Origin of the sequence: Thermaerobacter subterraneus DSM 13965 (assembly GCF_000183545.2) — a bacterium.
GTDB classification, from domain to species: Bacteria; Bacillota; Sulfobacillia; order Thermaerobacterales; family Thermaerobacteraceae; genus Thermaerobacter; species Thermaerobacter subterraneus.
In genome coordinates, this window is record NZ_JH976535.1 from 1,063,902 (window position 1) to 1,083,625 (window position 19,724).

14 protein-coding genes are annotated in these 19,724 nt (G+C 70.8%); 8 read left to right on the forward strand and 6 right to left on the reverse strand.

The genetic code is table 11. The features are described 5' to 3' along the window. Positions 1 to 94: 94 nt before the first annotated feature. Positions 95 to 337, forward strand: a complete 243-nt coding sequence (locus THESUDRAFT_RS04460) for a zinc ribbon domain-containing protein (protein WP_006903540.1) — start codon at positions 95 to 97, stop codon at positions 335 to 337. A 12-nt stretch (positions 338 to 349) separates the two neighbouring features. On the opposite strand, the gene THESUDRAFT_RS04465 is transcribed toward THESUDRAFT_RS04460, so the two are convergent. The 6 genes from THESUDRAFT_RS04465 to THESUDRAFT_RS04490 all read right to left on the reverse strand — a co-directional run bounded on the left by THESUDRAFT_RS04465 (position 350) and on the right by THESUDRAFT_RS04490 (position 9,930). Then, entirely contained in the window at positions 350 to 1,015 is a 666-nt protein-coding gene (locus THESUDRAFT_RS04465) for a TlpA family protein disulfide reductase (protein ID WP_006903541.1), read from the reverse strand. Between the two features lie 213 nt (positions 1,016 to 1,228). Further along, positions 1,229 to 4,804 (reverse strand): DEAD/DEAH box helicase, encoded by a 3,576-nt coding sequence (locus tag THESUDRAFT_RS04470; protein ID WP_006903542.1) that lies wholly within the window; start codon positions 4,802 to 4,804, stop codon positions 1,229 to 1,231. 129 nt (positions 4,805 to 4,933) lie between these two features. Continuing rightward, a complete protein-coding gene (locus THESUDRAFT_RS04475) occupies positions 4,934 to 6,133 on the reverse strand; it encodes a CaiB/BaiF CoA transferase family protein (RefSeq protein WP_006903544.1) in 1,200 nt (399 codons plus the stop codon). Between the two features lie 173 nt (positions 6,134 to 6,306). Further along, a complete protein-coding gene (locus THESUDRAFT_RS12135) occupies positions 6,307 to 6,978 on the reverse strand; it encodes a metallopeptidase family protein (RefSeq protein WP_006903545.1) in 672 nt (223 codons plus the stop codon). A gap of 59 nt (positions 6,979 to 7,037) precedes the next feature. After that, positions 7,038 to 8,339, reverse strand: coding sequence for a cysteine desulfurase-like protein (locus tag THESUDRAFT_RS04485; RefSeq protein WP_083855341.1), 1,302 nt, complete (start codon positions 8,337 to 8,339; stop codon positions 7,038 to 7,040). Positions 8,340 to 8,523: 184 nt separating this feature from the next. Next, positions 8,524 to 9,930, reverse strand: coding sequence for an NAD(P)/FAD-dependent oxidoreductase (locus THESUDRAFT_RS04490; protein WP_006903547.1), 1,407 nt, complete (start codon positions 9,928 to 9,930; stop codon positions 8,524 to 8,526). 277 nt (positions 9,931 to 10,207) lie between these two features. On the opposite strand from THESUDRAFT_RS04490, the gene THESUDRAFT_RS04495 reads away from it, so the two are divergent. The 7 genes from THESUDRAFT_RS04495 (at position 10,208) to THESUDRAFT_RS04525 (ending at position 19,713) form a co-directional block, all read left to right on the forward strand. Then, a complete protein-coding gene (locus tag THESUDRAFT_RS04495; RefSeq protein ID WP_242823241.1) occupies positions 10,208 to 11,092 on the forward strand; it encodes a basic amino acid ABC transporter substrate-binding protein in 885 nt (294 codons plus the stop codon). A gap of 197 nt (positions 11,093 to 11,289) precedes the next feature. Next, complete coding sequence (locus THESUDRAFT_RS04500; RefSeq protein ID WP_006903549.1) at positions 11,290 to 11,967, forward strand: amino acid ABC transporter permease; 678 nt, start codon at positions 11,290 to 11,292, stop codon at positions 11,965 to 11,967. Then, positions 11,960 to 12,742, forward strand: coding sequence for an amino acid ABC transporter ATP-binding protein (locus THESUDRAFT_RS04505; protein ID WP_278199602.1), 783 nt, complete (start codon positions 11,960 to 11,962; stop codon positions 12,740 to 12,742). Before THESUDRAFT_RS04500 ends, THESUDRAFT_RS04505 begins: the two co-directional genes overlap by 8 nt. A gap of 56 nt (positions 12,743 to 12,798) precedes the next feature. Next, positions 12,799 to 14,433 carry a Sapep family Mn(2+)-dependent dipeptidase gene (locus THESUDRAFT_RS04510; RefSeq protein WP_006903551.1) on the forward strand — a complete coding sequence of 545 codons (1,635 nt, stop codon included), beginning with the start codon at positions 12,799 to 12,801 and terminating at the stop codon, positions 14,431 to 14,433. 464 nt (positions 14,434 to 14,897) lie between these two features. Further along, positions 14,898 to 15,896: a helix-turn-helix transcriptional regulator gene (locus tag THESUDRAFT_RS04515; protein WP_006903552.1), complete on the forward strand. Its 999-nt coding sequence runs from the start codon at positions 14,898 to 14,900 to the stop codon at positions 15,894 to 15,896. Between the two features lie 377 nt (positions 15,897 to 16,273). Further along, the gene (gene cas6 / locus THESUDRAFT_RS04520) at positions 16,274 to 17,452 is read left to right on the forward strand and encodes a CRISPR-associated endoribonuclease Cas6 (protein WP_006903553.1); all 1,179 of its coding nucleotides are present in this window, start codon (positions 16,274 to 16,276) and stop codon (positions 17,450 to 17,452) included. A gap of 77 nt (positions 17,453 to 17,529) precedes the next feature. Next, complete coding sequence (locus THESUDRAFT_RS04525) at positions 17,530 to 19,713, forward strand: CRISPR-associated helicase/endonuclease Cas3 (RefSeq protein ID WP_006903554.1); 2,184 nt, start codon at positions 17,530 to 17,532, stop codon at positions 19,711 to 19,713. The last annotated feature ends 11 nt before the right edge of the window (positions 19,714 to 19,724 follow it).

A 19,724-nucleotide genomic window follows, 5' to 3' on the forward strand; every position in this document is an offset into this window, starting at 1 on the left:
GCCGCGCACCCCGGGCCGAATCCTTGCCCTGATGACGACCCGATGGCGACGCGACCCGGTCGGGATCCTGCCCGAAGCGAAGGAGGCGGTGCCGGTGGACGTGGCGGCGCCGATCCAGGAGCGGTTCAAGTGCAGCAAGTGCGGCAACGACCAGGCACGGGTCAAGGAATTGGCCATGACCGGTACGGGGCTCAGCAAGCTCTTCGACATCCAGCACAACCACTACCTTTTTGTCTCGTGCCTCCACTGCGGTTACACCGAGGTATACGACCCCCGCATCCTGGGCGGCAAGCGCGGCACCCTTTCGACAATCCTGGACGTCCTGTTCGGCGGGTGACGCGCCCGCCGCTCACCCGGCCGGCGGCGGGTTGCTCGAACGGCTCGCCGCGGCCGTCTCCCGGTAGAAGCGCTCCATGTCTTCCAGGGTCATGGGGCCGCGCCAGTGAATCCGCACGATCCCTTGCTCGTCGATCCAGAAGGTCTCCGGGTACCCCGTGACCCGATACTGGCGGTAAACGGTCTTGTCCCGGTCCAGCAGCACGGGGTAGGTGGCGCCGAACTCCGCCAGGAAGGCGCGCACGGTGTCCACGGGTTCGGCGACGTTGATGGCGTAGAAGGCCACCCGGTCGCCGTACTGCTGGTAGAAGGCCTTGAGGGCCGGCGTCTCTTCGCGGCACGGAATGCACCAGGAGGCCCAGAAGTTGAGGACCACCACCCGGCCGCGCAGGTCGGAGAGCCGCACTGGCGGGCCGTCCAGCTGGGGCAGGGTGAAGTCGGGCGCAGGCTTGCCCGGTGCCGGTGCCGAGGCCAGGATGTGCCCCATGGACCGGACCCCCACCAGGAAGGCGGCGGCCAGCACCAGGGCCACGGCCAGGGCGATGCGCCGCCGGCGCCGCCGGACGTCAGGCGGCACCGGGAAGGCATCCGAACCGGGTTCGCCCGTCCTCGACGCGGCCGGGGATGCCGCTGCGGCCGCCGCTTCTGCCTGGTGGATTCCGTCATCGCGCTTGCTCATGCCGCCGGGCTCCCTCCCTCGCACGCTGCGGGCCGGTTCTTCCCGTCGTCCCCGCCGTGAGCCGGCGCGTCCGGCCGCGCCGGCAGAGCCGGTCCGTCCGGCTGGGCGTACCACCGTCCGGTTCTTCCGGGTCCGTGGGCGGGGACGTGCCGATCCCACCGCTCCCGTCCCGCGCCCGTCCGGTCCCACCATGCCGGAACGGCCCGCCGGAAATCAATCCGGCGCCAGCAGGAACTCCAGGTCTTCGCGGGTCAGGTCCTTGCCCAGTTGGCCGTCGCCCGCCAGCAGGGCGCCGGCCAGCGCCCGCTTCTGCTCCTGGAGCTGCAGGATCTTCTCCTCCACCGTGCCCCGGGTGATCAGCTTGTAGCTGAACACCGGCCGGTCCTGGCCGATGCGGTGGGCACGGCCCGTAGCCTGTTCCTCCGCGGCCGGGTTCCACCACGGGTCGTAGTGGATCACGTAGGAGGCGGCGGTCAGGTTGAGGCCGGTGCCGCCGGCCTTGAGGCTGATGAGGAAGACCGGCACGTCGCCCTCCTGGAACCGCCGCACCCGCTCCTCGCGGTTGCGGACCCGCCCGTCCAGGCGCTCCCAGCCCAGCCCTAGCCGGTCCAGCTCCCGCTGCAGGATGTCCAGCATGCTGGTGAACTGGCTGAAGACCAGCACCTTGCCGCCGCCGCCGGCGACATGATGGACCAGGTCCCGGAAGGCTTCCAGCTTGGCGGAGCCCGCGTTGCGGTAGCCCGGAAGGTCCAGCAGCGCCGGGTGGCAGCAGGCCTGCCGGAGGCGCAGCAGGGCTTCCAGGATGGTCATGCGGCTGCGGGCGATGCCCGCCCGGTCGACCTCGGCCAGGACGCGGGCGCGGTAGGCGGCCAGCAGCTCGCGGTAGAGCTTTCGCTGGGCGGGCAGCATCTCGCAGTACTGCACCACCTCGGTGCGGGGCGGCAGGTCGCGGGCCACCTCGTCCTTGACCCGGCGCAGGATGAAGGGGAAGACCCGGCGCCGGAGCTCCGCCACCCGCGGGTCGGGGCGACCGTCCGCCGGGGCCGGCTCCGCGGCAGCCCCCGCGTACCGGCGCACGAAGGCCTCCTGCCGGCCCAGGTACCCCGGCATCAGGATCTCGAACAGGGCCCACAGGTCCAGGACGTGGTTCTCCACGGGCGTTCCGGTCAGGGCCAGCCGGTGGCGGGCGCGAAGCCGCCGCAGGGCCTGCCAGGTCTGGGTGTCCGGGTTCTTCACGTGCTGGGCCTCGTCGAGGATCAGGTAGTGGTAGTCGCGCGCTTCCAGGTGCGCGATGTCCCGCCAGATCAGGGGATAGGTGGTGATCAGCAGGTCGTATTCCCCGGCCTGGCGGAACAGGGGCGCCCGCCGCGGTCCCGTCAAGGCCAGCACCCGCAAGTCGGGCGCGAACCGCCGGGCTTCCTCGACCCAGTTGAAGACCAGCGAGGTGGGTACCACCACCAGGCTGGGTGCCGCGGCCCGGCCGTCCTCCATCTCCGCCAGCAGCAGGGCCAGGACCTGGACGGTCTTGCCGAGACCCATGTCGTCGGCCAGGATGCCGTGCAGGCCGTGGTCGCGCACAAAGCACAGCCAGTGGTAACCCCGGACCTGGTACGGCCGCAGCCGGGCCTTGAGGCCCCGGGGCAGCGGCATCTCGGGGATGCCCTCGAAGCCGTCCAGCAGCCGGGCCAGGTGGCGGAAGCCCTGGTCCGCCTCGCGGCGGTCGGCGGCCTCCAGCAGGTGGGCGGCGACGCCGAATGCCCAGCGGCTGAGGCGCAGCGGTTCCTCCCCGGACGAACGCGGCTCGCCGCCCGCCCCCCGGCGCCGCCGGTGATGGCGGGCGTGCTCAGCCAGGACGCCCAGCCGCTGCAGCCACGCTTCGGGCAGCCGCGCCATGACCCCCGAATCCAGGCGCACGTACCGGGAGTGCCGCTGCAGCGCATCGAGCAGCGCCTCCCAACCGGCCGTGCCCTCCGGGGATGCCAAGGTCACGTCCAGATCCAGCCAGTCGATGCCGGTGGCGACCCGGACCTGGGATCGCAGGGGGCTGCGGCTCACCCGGAAGCGGACCAGCCGTTCCTGTCCCCGGACCTCCCAGCGCTGGGCCAGGCGAGGCAGCGTCTCGGCCAGGAAGTCCAGGGCCTGGTCGCCGAAGAGCCGGACACTGCCGTCGGGCCCGGGCCCGGCGTCGACGGCCGCCATGGCGGCGGCGAACTGGTCCCACGCCGCCCGCTCCAGGTCCGGGCGGCGGCGGTACCAGACCCGGACGCCTCCCGGCACCAGGGCCGGCTCGTCGTCGCCGGCGCGGATCGAGGGCTCGCCGTCGCCGTAGGCAAAGGCCAGTTCCACCACCAGGGCGCCTTCCTGCTCGGACAGCAGGATCACAGGACGGGGCGCCCCGTCGCGGATCTGCTGCTGCAAGGCGCCCGGCAGCTGGATCCGCGCCCGCCGCTGGAGCCGGGGCAGGTACCGGCCGATGAAGTCGGGCACCTCGGCGGCCGGGACGGTCACCGGCCGGGCGCCCACGGCCAGGTGGAGGGCCACGTCGCCAGCGGTGAGCACGGGCCGCAGGACCGGCCCCCATTGGACCCACAGGTAGCGCTCGCCCGGGATGCCGACGCTGCCGGCGGGCGGCGACCACGGCCGGCCGTCGCCGGTGAACCAGCGGGTGGTGAGGGTCAGATCGTCCCCCGCAGGGACGGCGACGACCTCGACCCGGTAGGGCTCGTGCTCGATGCGCAACGGCTCGCGCCCGTCCCCGGCGAACACGAAGGGCAACCGGCCGAGGAGCTCCAGGCAGAGGTCGACCATCCCGGGCGGGATCTCGTAGAGGGGGTCGTAGGTGGCGGCCCCCGGCCGTCCCGGGTGGGGGACGGGATGCTCCAGCATCCGGAAGAGCAGGCGGTGCAGGGGCCCGGCCGGCGAGGGCAGCCACGGTGACAGGGGGTCGAAGTGCAGCGGCCGCTCCTTGCCAAGCCCCTGCTTGCCCCAGCGGGCGCGGTGGATGGCGATCCGCAGGCCGTCGGGGTAGAAATAGAGGCGGACCACCACCTGGTCGGTCCCGGGCTGCGGCCCGGCACCGGGGTGGCCGTCACGGCCGGACTGCGGGCCGCGGCCGGCCGGAGCATCCGACCCCGCCCGCTCGAGCCACCGGTCCACCTCGGCACGCCACCCGGCGGAACCGGGCCGGCCGGCCGGCGCCGAGCCCGCTGGCGGTGCCGATGCCGGCGGTCCAGGCGGGGGAGACGATGCGGGCGCAGGCGCCGATCCGCCAGAGGGTACGGCTCGGTCCGATCCGCCGGGGGCCGGGACCCGGTCCGGTCCGCTGGAGGCCACGGCTCGGGCCGGCCCGCCCGCAGCCATGGCACGTTCCAGGCCGCCTGCCGGTTCCCCAGGCCGGGCCCCAGCCGGCGGGGGCGTCCCGTCACCCGCCGCGGCGGCGGTGGGCCCGGTGGTCCCGGGGTCGTCCGGCAGGTCTTCCCCTGCCTCGAACCGGTCCATGAAACGGAGGATGGCCGCCACCACGTGCTTGCAGGGCCACCCCTCATACGGGCACGAGCAGGTCGCCTGCCAGCAGTCGGAGGTGGGGTCCCACCAGACGGCGACCCGGTACGGCTCGCGGGCGGTTCCTTCGACCTGCGCCCGGAGCGCCGGCCCCGGCCCCCAGGCCAGGTCCAGCACGCGCCCGTCGTCGGCGTAGTCGCGACCCCGCCAGAAGATCCGCTCGGGTGCGGCCTCGAGGACCTCCCCCAGCGACTCGAGGACTTCGTCGAAGGAAGGGTTGCGCGTCACCGGCTCTCGCCGCAGGGGATGCTCACCTCTCCTCGATCCGGTTTCTCTGGGATGTGGTGGCGGTTCCGCTGGCTCGTCCTCCGCCCCGCCCGGCCCGGCCCTGCGCCGGGGAGGCCGCCAGGGCGGTCGTCAGCCGATCACCCCGGCCTCCCGCAGCCGCCGGCGCTCCTCGGCCGGCAGGCCGAGTTCCTCCAGCACCTGGTCGGTGTGCTGGCCGAGCAGGGGCGGGGGTGCGTAGATGGCGCCCGGGGTGGCCGAGAGCTTGACCGGGATGCCCGTCACCCGGATGACCCCGGCCCGGGGGTGCTCCAGGGAGACGATCATCTGCCGGTGCTGCACGTGGGGGTCCTGGGCCAGGTCGGCGATGCTGAGGATGGGACCCGCCGGTACCCCGGCCCGGTCCAGGCGCCGGAGCCACTCGGCGGTGGTCCGGCGGCGCATCAGCGCCTCCAGCTCCGGCAGGAGCTCCTCCCGGTGCTCCACGCGCCCGGCGTTGGTGGCATAACGGGGGTCGGCGGCCAGGTCGGGCCGTTCCGCCGCCTCGCAGAAGCGCCGCCAGAGGCTGTCGTTGCCCACCGCCACGATCAGGTGGCCGTCGGCCGTCTCGAAGGCCTGGTACGGCACCAGGTTGGGGTGGGCCGAGCCGTAGCGGCGCGGGACCTGGCCGGTGGCGAAGTAGTTGCCGGCCACGTAGGTCAGCCAGGCGATCTGGCCCTCCAGCAGGGAGACGTCCACCACCTGGCCGCGGCCGGAGCGCTCCCGCTCCCACAGGGCGGCCAGGATGCCGAAGGCGGCCCACATCCCGGCGCCGATGTCGGCGATGGCCACGCCGGCCCGCACCGGGGGCCGGTCGGGCTCGCCGGTGACGTGCATGATGCCCCCCATGGCCTGGGCGATGGCGTCATAGCCGGGCTTGTCCCGGTAGGGCCCGTCCTGGCCGAAGCCCGAGATGGAGGCGTAGACCAGTCGCGGGTTCTCCCGCAGCAGGTCGTCGGGCCCGATGCCCAGCTTGGCGGCGGTGCCCGGGCGGAAGTTCTCCACCACCACGTCGCACTGCCGCGCCATGCGCCGGATCAGGTCGCGGCCCTCGGGCGCCTTGAGGTCGACCACCACGCTGCGCTTGTTGCGGTTGACCGACAGGAAGTAGGCCGCCTCCCCGTTGACGAAGGGCGGTCCCCAGGCCCGGGTGTCGTCCCCCGTCTCGGGCCGCTCGATCTTGATCACGTCGGCGCCGAAGTCGGCCAGCATCATGGTGCAGTACGGCCCGCTGAGCACCCGCGAAAGGTCGAGGACGCGGATGCCCTGAAGCGGTCCTTGGCGGCCCTTCACCGTCCGTTCCTCCCTCCGGTGGCGTATGGCCTGCGGGTCCTTGCCTTCCTACTTCCGGCTGCCGAGTCCGCGGTTGCGGTGGCCCCGGGTGCGGAGCCCGCGGGGGCGGAGCTCTCCGGGGGTCGAGGCCCCCGGGGAGCAGCCCCCTGGTGCGGAGCGCGGCCTGTACTTCCTCAGCCGCCCCGCCTGGGCGGCTCCTCCGCGTTGCCGGGGGCTTCCGCCCGGGGCGCCCCTTCCGGCCCGGCCCCGGTGCCCGCGAGGGTACCCTGCGCAGGCCCGGCGGGGTCTGGGCCGGTGCCCGCCTGTTCAACGGCGGCCGCTGCGCCGGTGCCGGCCTGGGCACCGGCGGCCTCTCCGGGCGCCTCCGGGCCGGGGGCTGCGCCGGAGGCCGGGGCCCTGCCCCGGCGTGCCTCCTCCCAGAGCTGCTGGAGCTGGCGGAGGTCTTCGAGCCCCAGCCAGTCCACGCCGGCCAGCCCTTCGACGTGGTGCTGCAGCTCGTGGAGGATGGTCTCCTCCAGCTCGGCGTACCAGACGCCGGCGGGTTCTCCCGCCAGCACCCGCTCGAAGGAGCCGTAGTAGATGCGGATGAACCGGCCCAGGTAGGGCTCGGTGATGTACTCGCCCAGCAGGTAGACTCCCGGCGGGTCCGAGGGGATGCGCCGGGCCTTGGGGTCGATCTGGACCCCGCCTTCGAGCTCCTGCAGCAGCCGGGGCGGCAGCCGGTCGACGATCTCTTCCGCCCAGGACGTGAAGGTCTCGAAGTCCACGGGGACGAACCGGTGCCGCCGCAGGCGGCGCGGCCGGCGGGCCGGGGGGCGGGCCGGCCCTTGACCAGCAAGCTCCATGGTGGTGGGCTTCCCTCCCCTCGGGGCCCCGGCGGGGCCGGCGCCGGCGGGGCCGTGGATCAGCGGCGGGCCAGTTCCTCCACTGCCGCCAGCAGCCGGTCAACCTCTGCGACCGTGTTGTAGGGCGCCAGGCCCACCCGGACCAGGCCGCCCGACGCCGCCAGGCCCAGGCGTTCGACCAAGGTGACGGCATAGAAGTCGCCGTCCCAGACGAACAGGCCCCGCTCGGCCAGGTACCGGGCGACGTCGGCCGGATGATGCCCGGCCACGGTGAAGGACACCGTGGGGGTGCGGGGATGGCCTTCGGGAGGCCCGTAGACCTTGACCCCCGCCAGGGCGGCCAGGCCGGCCCGCAGGCGCGCTGCCAGGGGCGCCTCGTGGGCCTCGATGGCGTGCATGCCGGCCAGGATCTCGGCCCGGCGGCCGGTGGCCTCGCCCAGCACCGGCCGGAAGGTGTCCAGGTAGCGGCGGCCCAGGCGGGCGATGAAGTCGATGGCCGCGACCACCCCGGCCAGCCCCTCGTGGTTCAGGGTCCCCGTCTCGATCTTCTCCGGTGCCGAGGGCGACTGGGGCCGCACCCGGTAGGTGGCCAGCGCCTCGAAAGCCGCCCGGCGCCCGTAGAGCACGCCCACGTGGGGGCCGAAGAACTTGTAGGCCGAGCAGAGCAGGAAGTCGCAGCCGACGGCCCGGACGTCGACGGGCCCGTGGGGCGCGTAGTGGACGGCGTCGACCACCGCCAGGGCGCCGGCGTCGTGGGCCATGCGCACGGCCCGGGCCACGTCGTTGATGGTGCCCACCGCGTTGGAGGCCCAGCCGATGGCCACCACCCGGGTGCGGCGCCCCAGCAGGCCTGCCAGCTGATCCAGGTCCAGGGTGCAGGTCTCCGGGTCCACGGGCAGCCAGCGGATGACGGCCCCCTGTTCCTCCAGGGCCAGCCAGGGGCTGACGTTGGCGTCATGGTCCAGCTCGGTCACCACGATCTCGTCGCCCGGGCGCAGGGTGCGGCCGATGGCCCGCGCCAGGTTGAAGTTGAGCGTGGTCATGTTGGCACCAAAGGCGATCTCGGCGGGCGTGGCCCCCAGGAAGTCGGCCAGGGCGGCCCGGGCCTCGGCGATGGTTTCGTCGGTGGCCCTGCTGGTCATAAAGGCACCGTGGGTGTTGGCATTCTTCTTGACCAGGTAGGCGGCCATGGCCTCGATCACCGCCTGGGGGACCTGGGTCCCGCCGGGCCCGTCCAGAAAGGCTGCAGGATGGCCGTTGACGGTCAGCTCCAGGGCGGGGAACTCCGCCCGGCACCAGGAGAGGTCGATGGCCCCCGCCGCGGCCGCGGCAGGGGCCGGAATCTGCTTGTCCACGGGCATGACCCTCCAGACGACGCGACCCGAAAGTCGAAGGCGCGCGAAGATTCCTTGAACGGCTGTCCTTTGTGATTGCTTAGGGGCGGGCGGCCCGGTTCCTGCCGAACACGCCGCTGGCCGGGGCTGCGGGCCTGGTGGGGCGCCCGGCCCGCTCCTGTCCGCACCCGCGCTCTCGCGCGGCCACCCGCTACCCCTCGCCGGCCGTGTTGAAGCCCTGCCCCATCTCAAAGTCGGTATAGCCGCTGAACCGGCTGGCGCGGAGGGCTTCGGTGCCTTCCAGCGGGCGGCCGCCCAGCGCCGGTTCTTCCCCCAGGACGAACCGGGCGACCAGCTCCCCCACCGCCGGTGCTCGCATCACGCCGAAGCCGTTGAAGCCCACCGCCAGGTGCAGGCCTTCAACGCCTCCGTAGGGACCCAGCAGCGGCCGCCGGTCCGGGGTGGCATCACACAGGTGAGCCCAGCCGCGAACCAGCTCGGCGCCCCGGGCCGCCGGCAGCCGGTGCTCGAGCCGTGCCCGGCAGGCTGCGATGAACTCGGGGTCGGGCTCGCGGCGGAAGGCGGCAGGGTCCTGTTCCACCAGCTGGGTGCCGTCGCCCACGGCCAGGAAGCCCTCCCGCGGCAGCCAGTAATATTCGCCCGTGACGTCGTGCAGGGGCGGCACGGTGGAGGGGTCAAGATCGCCGGGCAGCGCCCAGAAGGACAGCTGGGTGCGATAGGGCTTGATGGGCGCGTCCAGTCCCGCCGTCTGCAGCAGCCGGCGGGTCCAGACGCCCGTGGCCACCACCACCGCATCGGCCGCCACGGGGCCCTGGGGGGTGCGGACCCCGGCCACCGCCGGGCCGCCGGCACCGTGCCCCAGCCCCAGCTCCAGGGCGGGCGTTTCCTCCAGGATGGCCACCTCCCGCTGGCGCAGCCGCCGGGCCAGGGTGCGGGCCACCTCGCCTGGCAGCAAGGTGCCGTCTCCGGGGACGAACCAGGCCGCCTCCACGTCCGCCCAGTTCCAGGCGGGCACCGCCGTCGCACCTTCGGCGGGGGTCAGGTCGTGGACGGCGATGCCGGCTTCCCGCACCATGGCAGCCCGCGCGGCCAGCTGGCGGGCGACCTGTTCGGCCCTGTGCTCCCGGCCCGCCTCGTCCATGGGCTCCTGGTCCAACTCGCCACCCTGGTTCGCCTGGCCGCCGGTGGCTGCCGCCTGTGCTGGCTCCCCTGCCCGGTGGGGCGGCGCAGGCGCCTCGGCCCGTGGCTCCTGCCGGGTCCGGGCCCGCGCCATCCCTGCTGCCGCCCTTCCATGGCCGCTGGCCCCCGGCTGCGGCACGGCCCGCGACACCACCACGTACGAGCCCGTGACCCGGAAAAAGGAGCCGCCCAGTTCCGCCTGCTGGGCCGCGTAGAGCTCCGCGCTGCGCCGGACCAGGTGGGCGTCCAGCGGGTTCCACGTGAAGTGGGAGAGGAACCCCGCCCCGTGGGCGGTGGCGCCGCCCCCCACAGCCCCCTGCTCGATGACGGCGATCCGCCGGATCCCCGTCTCGCGCAGGTGCCAGGCGGCCTGCAGGCCGGCGATGCCGCCGCCCACGATGACGACCTCGAACTGCAAAGGACATGCCTCCTTTCGCTGGCCGGCCCGGTGCCGGCACCCTTCGCCCTCCGCGCCGGGGCCCAAGAGCACTGCCGGGCCGGTGTCGATCGCTGTCGTAACCCGTCAGCGATTCGCCGCGGGTGCGCCGTTCCCTCTGGAAACCAACGGGCCCCGCAACGAAAAACGACAGAAATTCGCCGCTGTCCACAAGGAGTTGACGAGCCGGCCCCGAATCTTTATTTTCAAACGTGTTGCTTGTATTTTTATGCGTTTCCGGCAGGAAGGGTGGGAGAACGTGTTGGCAATCTTCGGTCGTAGGGGGCGCATGGCCCGGCTGTGGGCCGCCCTGGCCCTGGTGGCCGCCCTGGTGATCGTCGCCGGATGCGGTGGATCCGGCCAGCCGGCCGCGGGGGACTCGGGCAGCAGCTCCGGTACCAGCAGCGGCACGGGCACCGGCGCCGGGAGCGAAAGTGGCGAGAAGTCGCTGCTGGATGAGATCAAGGAGCGCGGGTACATGACCTTCGCCACCGACGGCGCGTACCCGCCCATGGAGTTCCCCGACCCGGAGAACCCCAGCGAGCTGATCGGGTTCGACATCGATCTGGGGAAGGCCATCGCCGAGAAGCTGGGCGTGGAGCACCGGGCGGTGGTGGTGGACTGGGACGGCATCCTGGCAGGTCTGGAGTCCGGCCGCTACGACGTGGTGATGAGCTCCATGAACATCACCGAGGAGCGGCAGAAGAGCGCCGACTTCGTCCAGTACTTCGAGATGGGCCAGATGATCGTCGTGGCGAAGGGGAACCCCAAGGGCATCCACTCGCTGGATGACCTGAAGGGCAAGGTCATCGCCGTCCAGATCGGCACCACCAACGAAGAGATTGCCCGGGGGATCGAGGGCGCGACGGTGAAGACCTTCCAGACCTTCCCCGACGCCTTGAAGGAGGTCCACGTGGGGCGGGCTGACGCCACCATCCTGGACGAGCCGGTGGCCCGTTACTACGCCAACATCGAGGGTGACAAGTACGAGTTCGTGGGCGAACCGTTTGAGCGGGCGCCGGTGGGGATCGCCGTGGCAAAGGGCAACGAGGACCTGGTGCAGGCGATCCAGAAGGCCCTGGACGAGTTGAAGCAGGACGGGACCTACGACCAGATCTACGCCAAGTGGTTCGGTGGGCAGTGAGCGGCCGCCCGGCGGGCCGCAGGTGGGCCGGCCCGCCTGCGCCACCACGATCAGCACACGACGCCGGGTGAGATGAGAGTCCGGAGCACGAGCCACGCCGGCGCGCGGCAACCGCAGCGCCGGCGTGCGGTTTCCGGAGCCGCGTGCGGGGCCGGGCGGGCTCTCGACCCCGGGGGATGGGAGGACGGCGACGGAAGATGCCGCAAGAAGGCCTGGTGGATCTGGGCTTGTGGGGTGCGTTGCACCGGGTGACACCGATTTACCTGGCCGGTGCCTGGTTGACGTTGAAGCTGACGGTGGTCTCGATCGTCCTCGGCTTGGCCATCGGCTTGCTGGTGGCCCTCATGAAACTCTCTCGCTTCGGGGTGTTGCGGACCATCGGCTCCGCCTACACGTGGATCATTCGCGGGACGCCCCTGCTGGTCCAGATCTACCTCATCTACTTTGGCTTGTCGGACTACGGGATCGTTCTGGAAGCCTTCCCCGCGGGAGTGGCCGCGCTGTCCATCAACTCGGGAGCCTACCTGGCGGAGATTATCCGGGCGGGCATCGAGTCCATCCCGAGGGGCCAGATGGAAGCCGCCCGGTCCCTGGGGATGAGTTATGGCCAGGCCATGCGCCGGGTCATCCTGCCGCAGGCGTACCGCCGTATGATCCCGCCCATGGTGAACGAGTTCGTCATCCTGCTCAAGGACTCGTCCCTGGTGTCCGTCATTGGGCTGCAGGAGATCATGCTCAACTCGCGGCAGTTTGCCTCTGCCACGCTGAAGTCGGTATGGTTCTTCGGTTATGCCGCGTTCTACTACCTGGTGATGACGACGCTTTTCACCACCCTGGGGTCGTGGCTGGAAAGGAAGTTGAAGGAGTATGAGTGAGGCGCCCATGATCGAATTCCGTGGCGTCAACAAGTGGTTCGGCGACCTGCACGTGCTCAAGGACATCAACCTGACCATCGGCCGCGGCGAGGTGGTGGTCGTCGCCGGTCCCAGCGGCAGCGGCAAGTCCACCCTCCTGCGCACCATCAACTACCTGGAGCCGGTGCAGGAAGGGGAGATCCTGGTCGACGGCGAGCCTATCGGGCGGCGCCGCCAGGGCAACCGCTGGGTGGAAGACTCCCCGGCCGAGATCAACCGCAAGCGCCAGGAGATCGGCATGGTCTTCCAGCAGTTCAACCTGTTCCCCCACATGACGGCCCTGGAGAACGTGATGGAGGGGCTGGTGACGGTCCGGCGGATGCCGCGCCAGGAGGCGGAGCGGATCGCCCGCGAGATGCTGGCCCGGGTGGGCTTGGCGGACCGCATGGACCACCGGCCATCCAAGCTGTCGGGCGGCCAGCAGCAGCGGGTGGCCATCGCCCGGGCCCTGGCCATGCGGCCCAAGGTCATCCTCTTCGACGAGCCCACCTCCGCCCTTGATCCCGAGCTGACGGGCGAGGTGCTGAACGTGATGCTCGACGTGGCCCGGCAGGGGTATACCATGGTGGTGGTCACCCACGAGATGGGCTTTGCCCGGGAGGTGGCCCACCGCATCGTGTTCATGGACGACGGGCGCGTGCTGCTGGACGTGCCGCCGGAGCAGTTCTTCCGCGATCCCGGCCACCCGCGGGCCCGGGATTTCCTGGGCCGGGTCCTCTGGCACGCCCAGGCTTGATCCGCCCCCGACCGGTGCCGTGCCGGGCCATTGCCATTCAGGAAGGAGTGCCAGCCGTGGCAGGCGAGGGTGAGGTGCGCGACAACGCAGGCGGTGCCGGGCATGGGCCTCAGGCCGGCGAGGATGCTGCCGGCGAGGCCCATTTCGTTGCCGAGCTCGACCGCTGGCTGGGCGAGCACCGCCAGGCCATGATCGAAGCCGTCCAGGCCCTCTGCCGCATCCGCAGCGTGCAGGACGAACCGGCCCCCGGCCAGCCCTTCGGGCCCGGGGTGGCCGAAGCGCTGGAGTGGATCCGCCGGCATGCCGAGGCCATGGGCTTCCGAACCCGGAACATCGACGGCTATGCCGTCGATGCCGAGATCGGCGAGGGGGAGGAGTGGATCGCCGTCCTCGGCCACGTGGACGTGGTGCCCGAAGGCACGGGCTGGACCTACCCGCCGTACGGGGCGGAGATCCACGACGGCCGCATCTACGCCCGTGGCGCCGTCGACGACAAGGGCCCCACGGTGGCGGCTCTCTATGCGCTGAAGGCCGTGGCCGATCTGGCCCTGGCCAGAGGCCGCCGGCCCGCCCGCCGCGCCCGCCTGGTGGTGGGTGGCAACGAAGAGTCGGGTTTCGAGTGCGTCAAGTACTACTTCGCCCGCGAGCCCCAGCCCGCCCTGGGCTTCAGCCCCGACGCCATGTTCCCGCTGGTCAACGCGGAGAAGGGGATCTGGACCTTCCGCCTCAGCCTGGAGCTGCCCGGTGAGGCCCAGGCCGCGGGCGCCGGCTGGCGCGCCCGCCTGCTCCGCCTGGAGGGCGGTACCCGGGTCAACGTGGTACCCGAACATGCCACAGCGGAACTGGTCGTCGAGGGTCCCGGGGCCCCCTCCCTGGACGAACTGGCCCGCCGCCTCCAGGACGGCGGCGGCCCGGGGCGGGCCCGCATCACGGCCCGGGTGGAGGGGGAACGGCTGGTGGTCGAGGCCCGCGGCGCCGCGGCCCATGCGATGCACCCGGAGAAGGGCATCAACGCCGTAGCCGGTCTGCTGAACGCCCTGGTGCGGGCGCTGGGGCCCGCCCTGCCGCGCTCGTCCGACCTGGCGTTCCTGGCCGGGGCGGGGGTGCGGACCGACGGCTCGGGCTTTGGGATCGCCGTGGCGGACCCGGTGTCGGGGCCGCTCACCGTCAACCTGGGCCTGATCCGGCTGGTGGGGGACGATCCGGCGCCAGGGGCGGCGAGCCTGCCCGGTGATCCGCCGGGGGAGGCGGCGCCCCAGGCCTCCCGGGGTGCCGTGCGGGCCGGGACGGCGGCTGCCATCCTCTACGCCGACTGCAACGTGCGCTACCCGGTCACGGCTTTGGCCCAGGAATTGGCCCGGCGCGTCGTGGCCGCCCTGGCGGGAACCGGCTGGCGGTTCGAATCCCGGGAGGACATGCCGCCCCACCACGTGCCCGAGGACAGCGAGATCGTGCGCCAGCTCCTGGCCGTCTACCGGGAGGAGGCGGAGGATCCCGCGGCCCGGCCCCTGGCCATCGGCGGCGGGACCTACGCCCGGGTGCTCAGGAACGGCGTGGCTTTCGGCCCCCTTTTCCCCGGACAGCGGGAACTGGCCCACGAGCCCGACGAGTACTGGAGCATCGATGACCTGGTGCGCTGCGTCCGGATCTACGCCCGGGCCCTGTACCGCCTGATGTTTGCACCCCGCTGACGCCGGCCCCGGGGCCGGGTTCGTCCCGGTCCCGGGCCTTGTGTGTCCAGGTCGCGGGCGGGGTTCGTCCGGAGCGCGAGAGGGCCGCAAGGTCCGGCCGGGGAGCGGCGTGACCGGGAGCAACTGGAGCGAACCGGGTTCGTCCGGAGTGCGAGCAGGCCGCAAGGGGTTGGGGGGTTGAGGCTGTCAGAGCTGGCGACCGGTACCGGCAACTGGTGGCGCCCGCCTCGTTGGATTGCCGGCCGCCTGCGGCGGGTGGCGAGCGTGGCTGCGCCGGGTGGGCCGCCTCGGGCGGCTTACCCGGCGCTTTTGTTCACATTCGCTGATTTGGACAATGCACGACAATTCGCGCCAACATTCGGCAGGAAGTTGACCCATCCCTTGGAATTCTTTCCTGAAGCGTCATATCCCACAGGGGAGTTTTCAGCGTTTTTCGGGGGAGTTCCTGGGGGTGGGGGAACCCGATGCCGATGAACCGTGCCCAGCTCCACCGGCTGGTGCGCATCGTCGACGAGCTGCGGGCGAAACGCTATCCCAATGCCCGTACCCTGGCGGAGAAACTGGAGGTGACCTCCCGGACCATCCACCGCGACCTGGACGTGCTTCGCGACGACTGGCACGCTCCACTGGAGTTCGACCGGCGCCGCAACGGCTATTACCTGGCGGATCCGGGTTGGCAGCCGCCGGTGGGCGCGGGGCTGGCCCGGCTGGGCGCCGGTGAGGCTCTGGCACTGGTTTTGAGCCTGCAGGCCCTGGAGGCGGTACGGGCCCACGGGCTGGAAGACGCCTTCCGGGCGCTTTTGCAACGGCTGCCCGAATTGCTGCCGGACCAGGTGACGGTCGACCTGGCGTCCCTGGCCCACCGGGTGTCCTTCTTCTTCGAGCCGGCCCGCGGCGACCCGGAGGCCGTGGGCGAGCGGCTGGGAGCCCTGCGGGCCGCCATCGAGGCGTGCCGGGTGGTCCGGCTGCGGTATTACACCGCCTCCCGGGACCAGGAGACCACGCGCCTGGTCGAACCGTACCACCTGCGGTACTACGACGGTGCCTGGTACGTGGCGGGGTTCTGCCGCTGGCGCCAGGACGTGCGGACCTTTGCCGTCGACCGGATCCGGGAGATCCAGGTGCTGGCGGAAACCTTCCCTCCTCCGACCCCCGACCGCTTTTCCCCCGACGTCTACTTCGGCGAGGCCTGGCGCCTGCAGAGGGGCGCCGAGCGGCAGAAGGTGGTGGTGCGGTTCCATCCGCCCCAGGCACGTTACGTCCGGGGCCGGACCTGGCATCCCAGCCAGGAGTCCCGGGAAGAGCAGGACGGATCGCTGGTGCTATCCTTCCGGGTGCTCGGAACGGAAGAAATCATGCGCTGGCTCTTGCAGTTTGGGGCTGGGGTCGAGGTGCTGGAACCCGCCTCCCTGCGGGAGGCCATGGTTGCGGAAGTCGAGGCCATGGCGCGCCTCTACCGGTGAGGGCGGCCCGGAGCGGCGGGATGGTGGCGGGCTGGCGGAGGGTCCGGAAACGGGTCCCCTCCAGGGCGCGGGTGGGGATGACACGTTTTGTCAGCCCGGATCCCTTACGTTTGAGTACGAAAGCACACGCAAAGCACACGCACTGAAAGCCCTCGCGATGAAAGCACACGGAGGGACCCAGGGTGGAGAGATGACCACCCTAACGGCCGGGTCCGAAAGGAGGTGGCGCAGCCGGCCCGTACGGAGCCCGGTTGGACCAAACGGGGCCGCCGGGCCGGCACCAAGGGTTGAGGCAGTCCACGGGCCCGTGGGGCCGCCGGGTGAGGGGAAGCCGAGCGATGTCCCCAGCGGGGGGGAGCAGGGGGGAGTCATCATCCATGCGGGTCATCATGGAGTTGCGACCGGTTTCGGGCCAGCTGGTTTTGCCGTTGCAGTACAACAGCCTGCTTCAGGGGCTGGTCTACCACCTTCTCGAAGGCACCGATGTGGCGGAGTTCCTCCATGACCAGGGGTTCACCCGCGGCGCTCGCCGGTACAAGATGTTCACCTTCTCCCGGCTGGAGGGGCTGTACACCATCGAGCGGTCGCCCGGAGGGCCCGTTGGGCGCGGGAGCCGGAGCGGGCTGGGCGCGGGCGGCAGCCCGGATGGCAACGGCCCGCTTGGCAAGGGAGAAGCGGGCGGCACCGCCGGCACCAGCGACGCCGCTGGCATCCTCGGTTCGTCCGGAAACGCCGGCAGGTCCGGCACCGGCTCCAACGGCGTTACCATCCCTGTTGGCACCGGCGGCACCATGGGCCCGCACAAGGCCGGCGGCCCCGATCACGGTATCGGCACCGGCCCCAGCAACGGTACCGGCCTTCGCAGCGGCACCGGCTCCAACGGTTCGACCGGCAACAAGATGATCCGGTTTGCGGGGAGCGTCCGCCTTACGGTGAGCTCGCCCTACGCCCCGGTGGTCCATGCCCTGGCCTCCCGGGCCCTGCAGCTGGGTACGCTCCGGCTTGGCAGCCAGCTGGTGGAAATCAAGTCGGTTCGCTTTGAAGAGCTGCCTTCCATCACCCCGCCCGTCACCCTGCGGGCGCGGACGCCCATCACCGTGTACAGCACCGTGAACCGGCCCGACGGCAGCCGCTTTACGTACTTCTTCGAGCCACGCAGCGGGGAGTTCGAGCGGCTGGTGGCCGAGAATGTGGTGCGCAAGTGGGAGGCCTTCACCGGGCGCACCTACGAGGGGCCGGGCATTCAGATCCGCTGGCGGGGCGCCGCCCGCGGCCATGTGGCCCGGTTCCGCCACGGAATCATCAAAGGTTTTACAGGCATCTTCGAGGCCACCGGCGATCCCGCTTTGATCGCCCTGGGGCTGGAGGCCGGTTTTGGTTCGAAGAACGCTCAGGGATTTGGGCTCTGCGACGTACTGCCCCCGCGCGGGTGGCCCTTGCCCCACCGGGACGGGGGCCCCGCCACCACGATCGTCCCTGGCGGCCGGCCCGCCGCCAACGGCGAAGCCACCGTCGAGGCAGCGGCGGCCGGGGAGGCGGAACAGGTTGTTGATTGAACAAGCCAGCCACGCCTCATCAAGGCCGAAGTAATTCGCTGAACCGAGCACCGGATGCCGGCTGAGGGTGACATTTCATGGAGGAAAGCCTGGCGTTTTACGCCCATTCTCCTGGTGCGACGGGTCAATGGCATCAACTTGTGGAACACCTGCGTTCTGTTTCCAAGATGGCTCGTGCGTTTGCCGACGCGTTCGGAATGGGGGATATCGCGTACCTCTTAGGACTGTTGCATGACCTGGGCAAGTTCAACCCCGAGTTCCAGCACTACTTGCGAGCTACGCACGAGGGGAGGGCCACTTCTTCGGTGCCCCATGCTGTATGGGGAGCCGCTCTGCTTTATGGTCTAGCCCGTATCCGCGGCGGCACCGACGTTTGGAAGGAACTCGCTCTTCCCATTCTTGGTCATCACGCCGGTCTGGAGGACGCGGGCGTCGCGGCTACCAAGCTCGATGCTTTCTGGCAGGAGCGCGGACCAGAGGTGGTAGAGGCTCAGAAGCGCCTCGCCGCGGCTGGCCTGCGGTTGCCAGTGCCCCGCGTGCCGGCCTTCACGACCTCCACGCAACGGGAGTTCGCCATCCGGATGGTTTTCTCGGCTCTGGTGGACGCGGACTACCTGGACACCGAGAGGCACTTCGAACCCGAGCAGGCCAGCCTGCGCGGTCGCGGACCCTCGCTCGAGACCCTGTGGCACCGGCTCGAGGCCGCACAGCGTAAGATCCTTGACGATTCGACGGTGGTGAATCGGATCCGCCGGGAGGTGTACGAGGCCTGTGTGCGGGCGGCATCTGGTCCGCCGGGCGTATATCGCCTGACGGTGCCTACGGGTGGTGGCAAGACGCGCAGTGGTCTTGCGTTTGCCCTCCGGCACGCGCTGATTCACGACCTGCGTCGAGTGGTCGTGGCCATCCCGTATACGAGCATCATCGATCAGACGGCCCGGGTGTACCGCGAGATTCTAGGCGACGAAGCGGTACTCGAGCACCACTCGGCCTTGCAGGTGCCGGAGGAGGACGAACGACAAGATGAATCGGTCGTGCGGCACCGGTTGGCGACAGAGAACTGGGACGCGCCCATCGTCGTCACCACTACCGTCCAGATGCTGGAGAGTCTTTTTTCCAACAGACCGTCCAAGGTACGCAAGATTCACCGCTTAAGCGGAGCAGTCATCGTCCTTGACGAGGTGCAGGCGTTGCCCCCCGAGCTTTTGCGCCCCACCCTCGATGTGCTGGGATGGCTGGCGACGCCGGTCGAGGAGGGGGGCTTCGGTTCGACGGTGGTGCTGAGCACCGCCACCCAACCCGCGCTGGAGGCAGTCTGCGGTTCCGAGCACCCGCACCTGGCCCGGGCTATTGAGATCGTCCCCGACTTCCCAAAGCATTTTGCGTTGCTGAAGCGGGTGGAGTACGAGTGGCGTCCTGACGCCATAACGTGGGATACACTCGCCGGTGAGGTCGAGCAGCTGCATCAGGTTCTGGTGGTGCTCAACAGCCGACGGGACGCCTTCGCCCTGCTGTCCGCATTGGAAGACGTCCCGGACGTGTTTCACCTGTCGACTCTGCTTTGCGGGGCGCATCGGAAGAGGGTTCTTGAAGAGGTCAAGCGGCGGCTCCGGCAAGGCGAGCCCGTCAGGCTGGTCAGCACGCAGGTCGTGGAGGCGGGTGTGGATCTCGATTTCCCCGTAGTGTATCGAGCCGTCGGACCGCTCGACCGGATCGTGCAGGCCGCGGGGCGGTGTAATCGCGAGGGCCGCCTGCCTTCGGGACCGGGCCGGGTGATCGTGTTCGAGCCCGCAGGAGGCAGGACTCCTTCGGGACCTTACAAAGTAGGCCTCGAGAAAGCCCGGTTGCTGCTCCGCCATCACCCTGTAAGCCATCTACACGATCCCGATCTATATCGCGAGTACTTCCGGCGCCTGTTCGCGGATGTCGACCTCGACAAGAAGCGGATCCAGGAGTATCGCCAAGCGCTGAACTACCCGGAGGTCGCGCAGCGCTACCGTTTGATCGAGAGCGATACCGTGCCCGTCGTCGTCCCTTACATGGATGCCGCAGCGCAGCTCGAGGAGTTCTTGGCGCGGCCCGGTTACGTCGCTTGGCGTCGTCTGCAACCATATATCGTTAACCTGTTTGCGTATGAGGTGGCGACCAGGGGCGAGTGGCTCGAGAGGGTCGCCGATAGCCTGTACCTCTGGAAGGGCGCCTACGATGAACGTCTCGGCATGGTGGAGGGCTACGCCGATCCTGCGGACCTGATCGTGTAGGAGGGGATGCC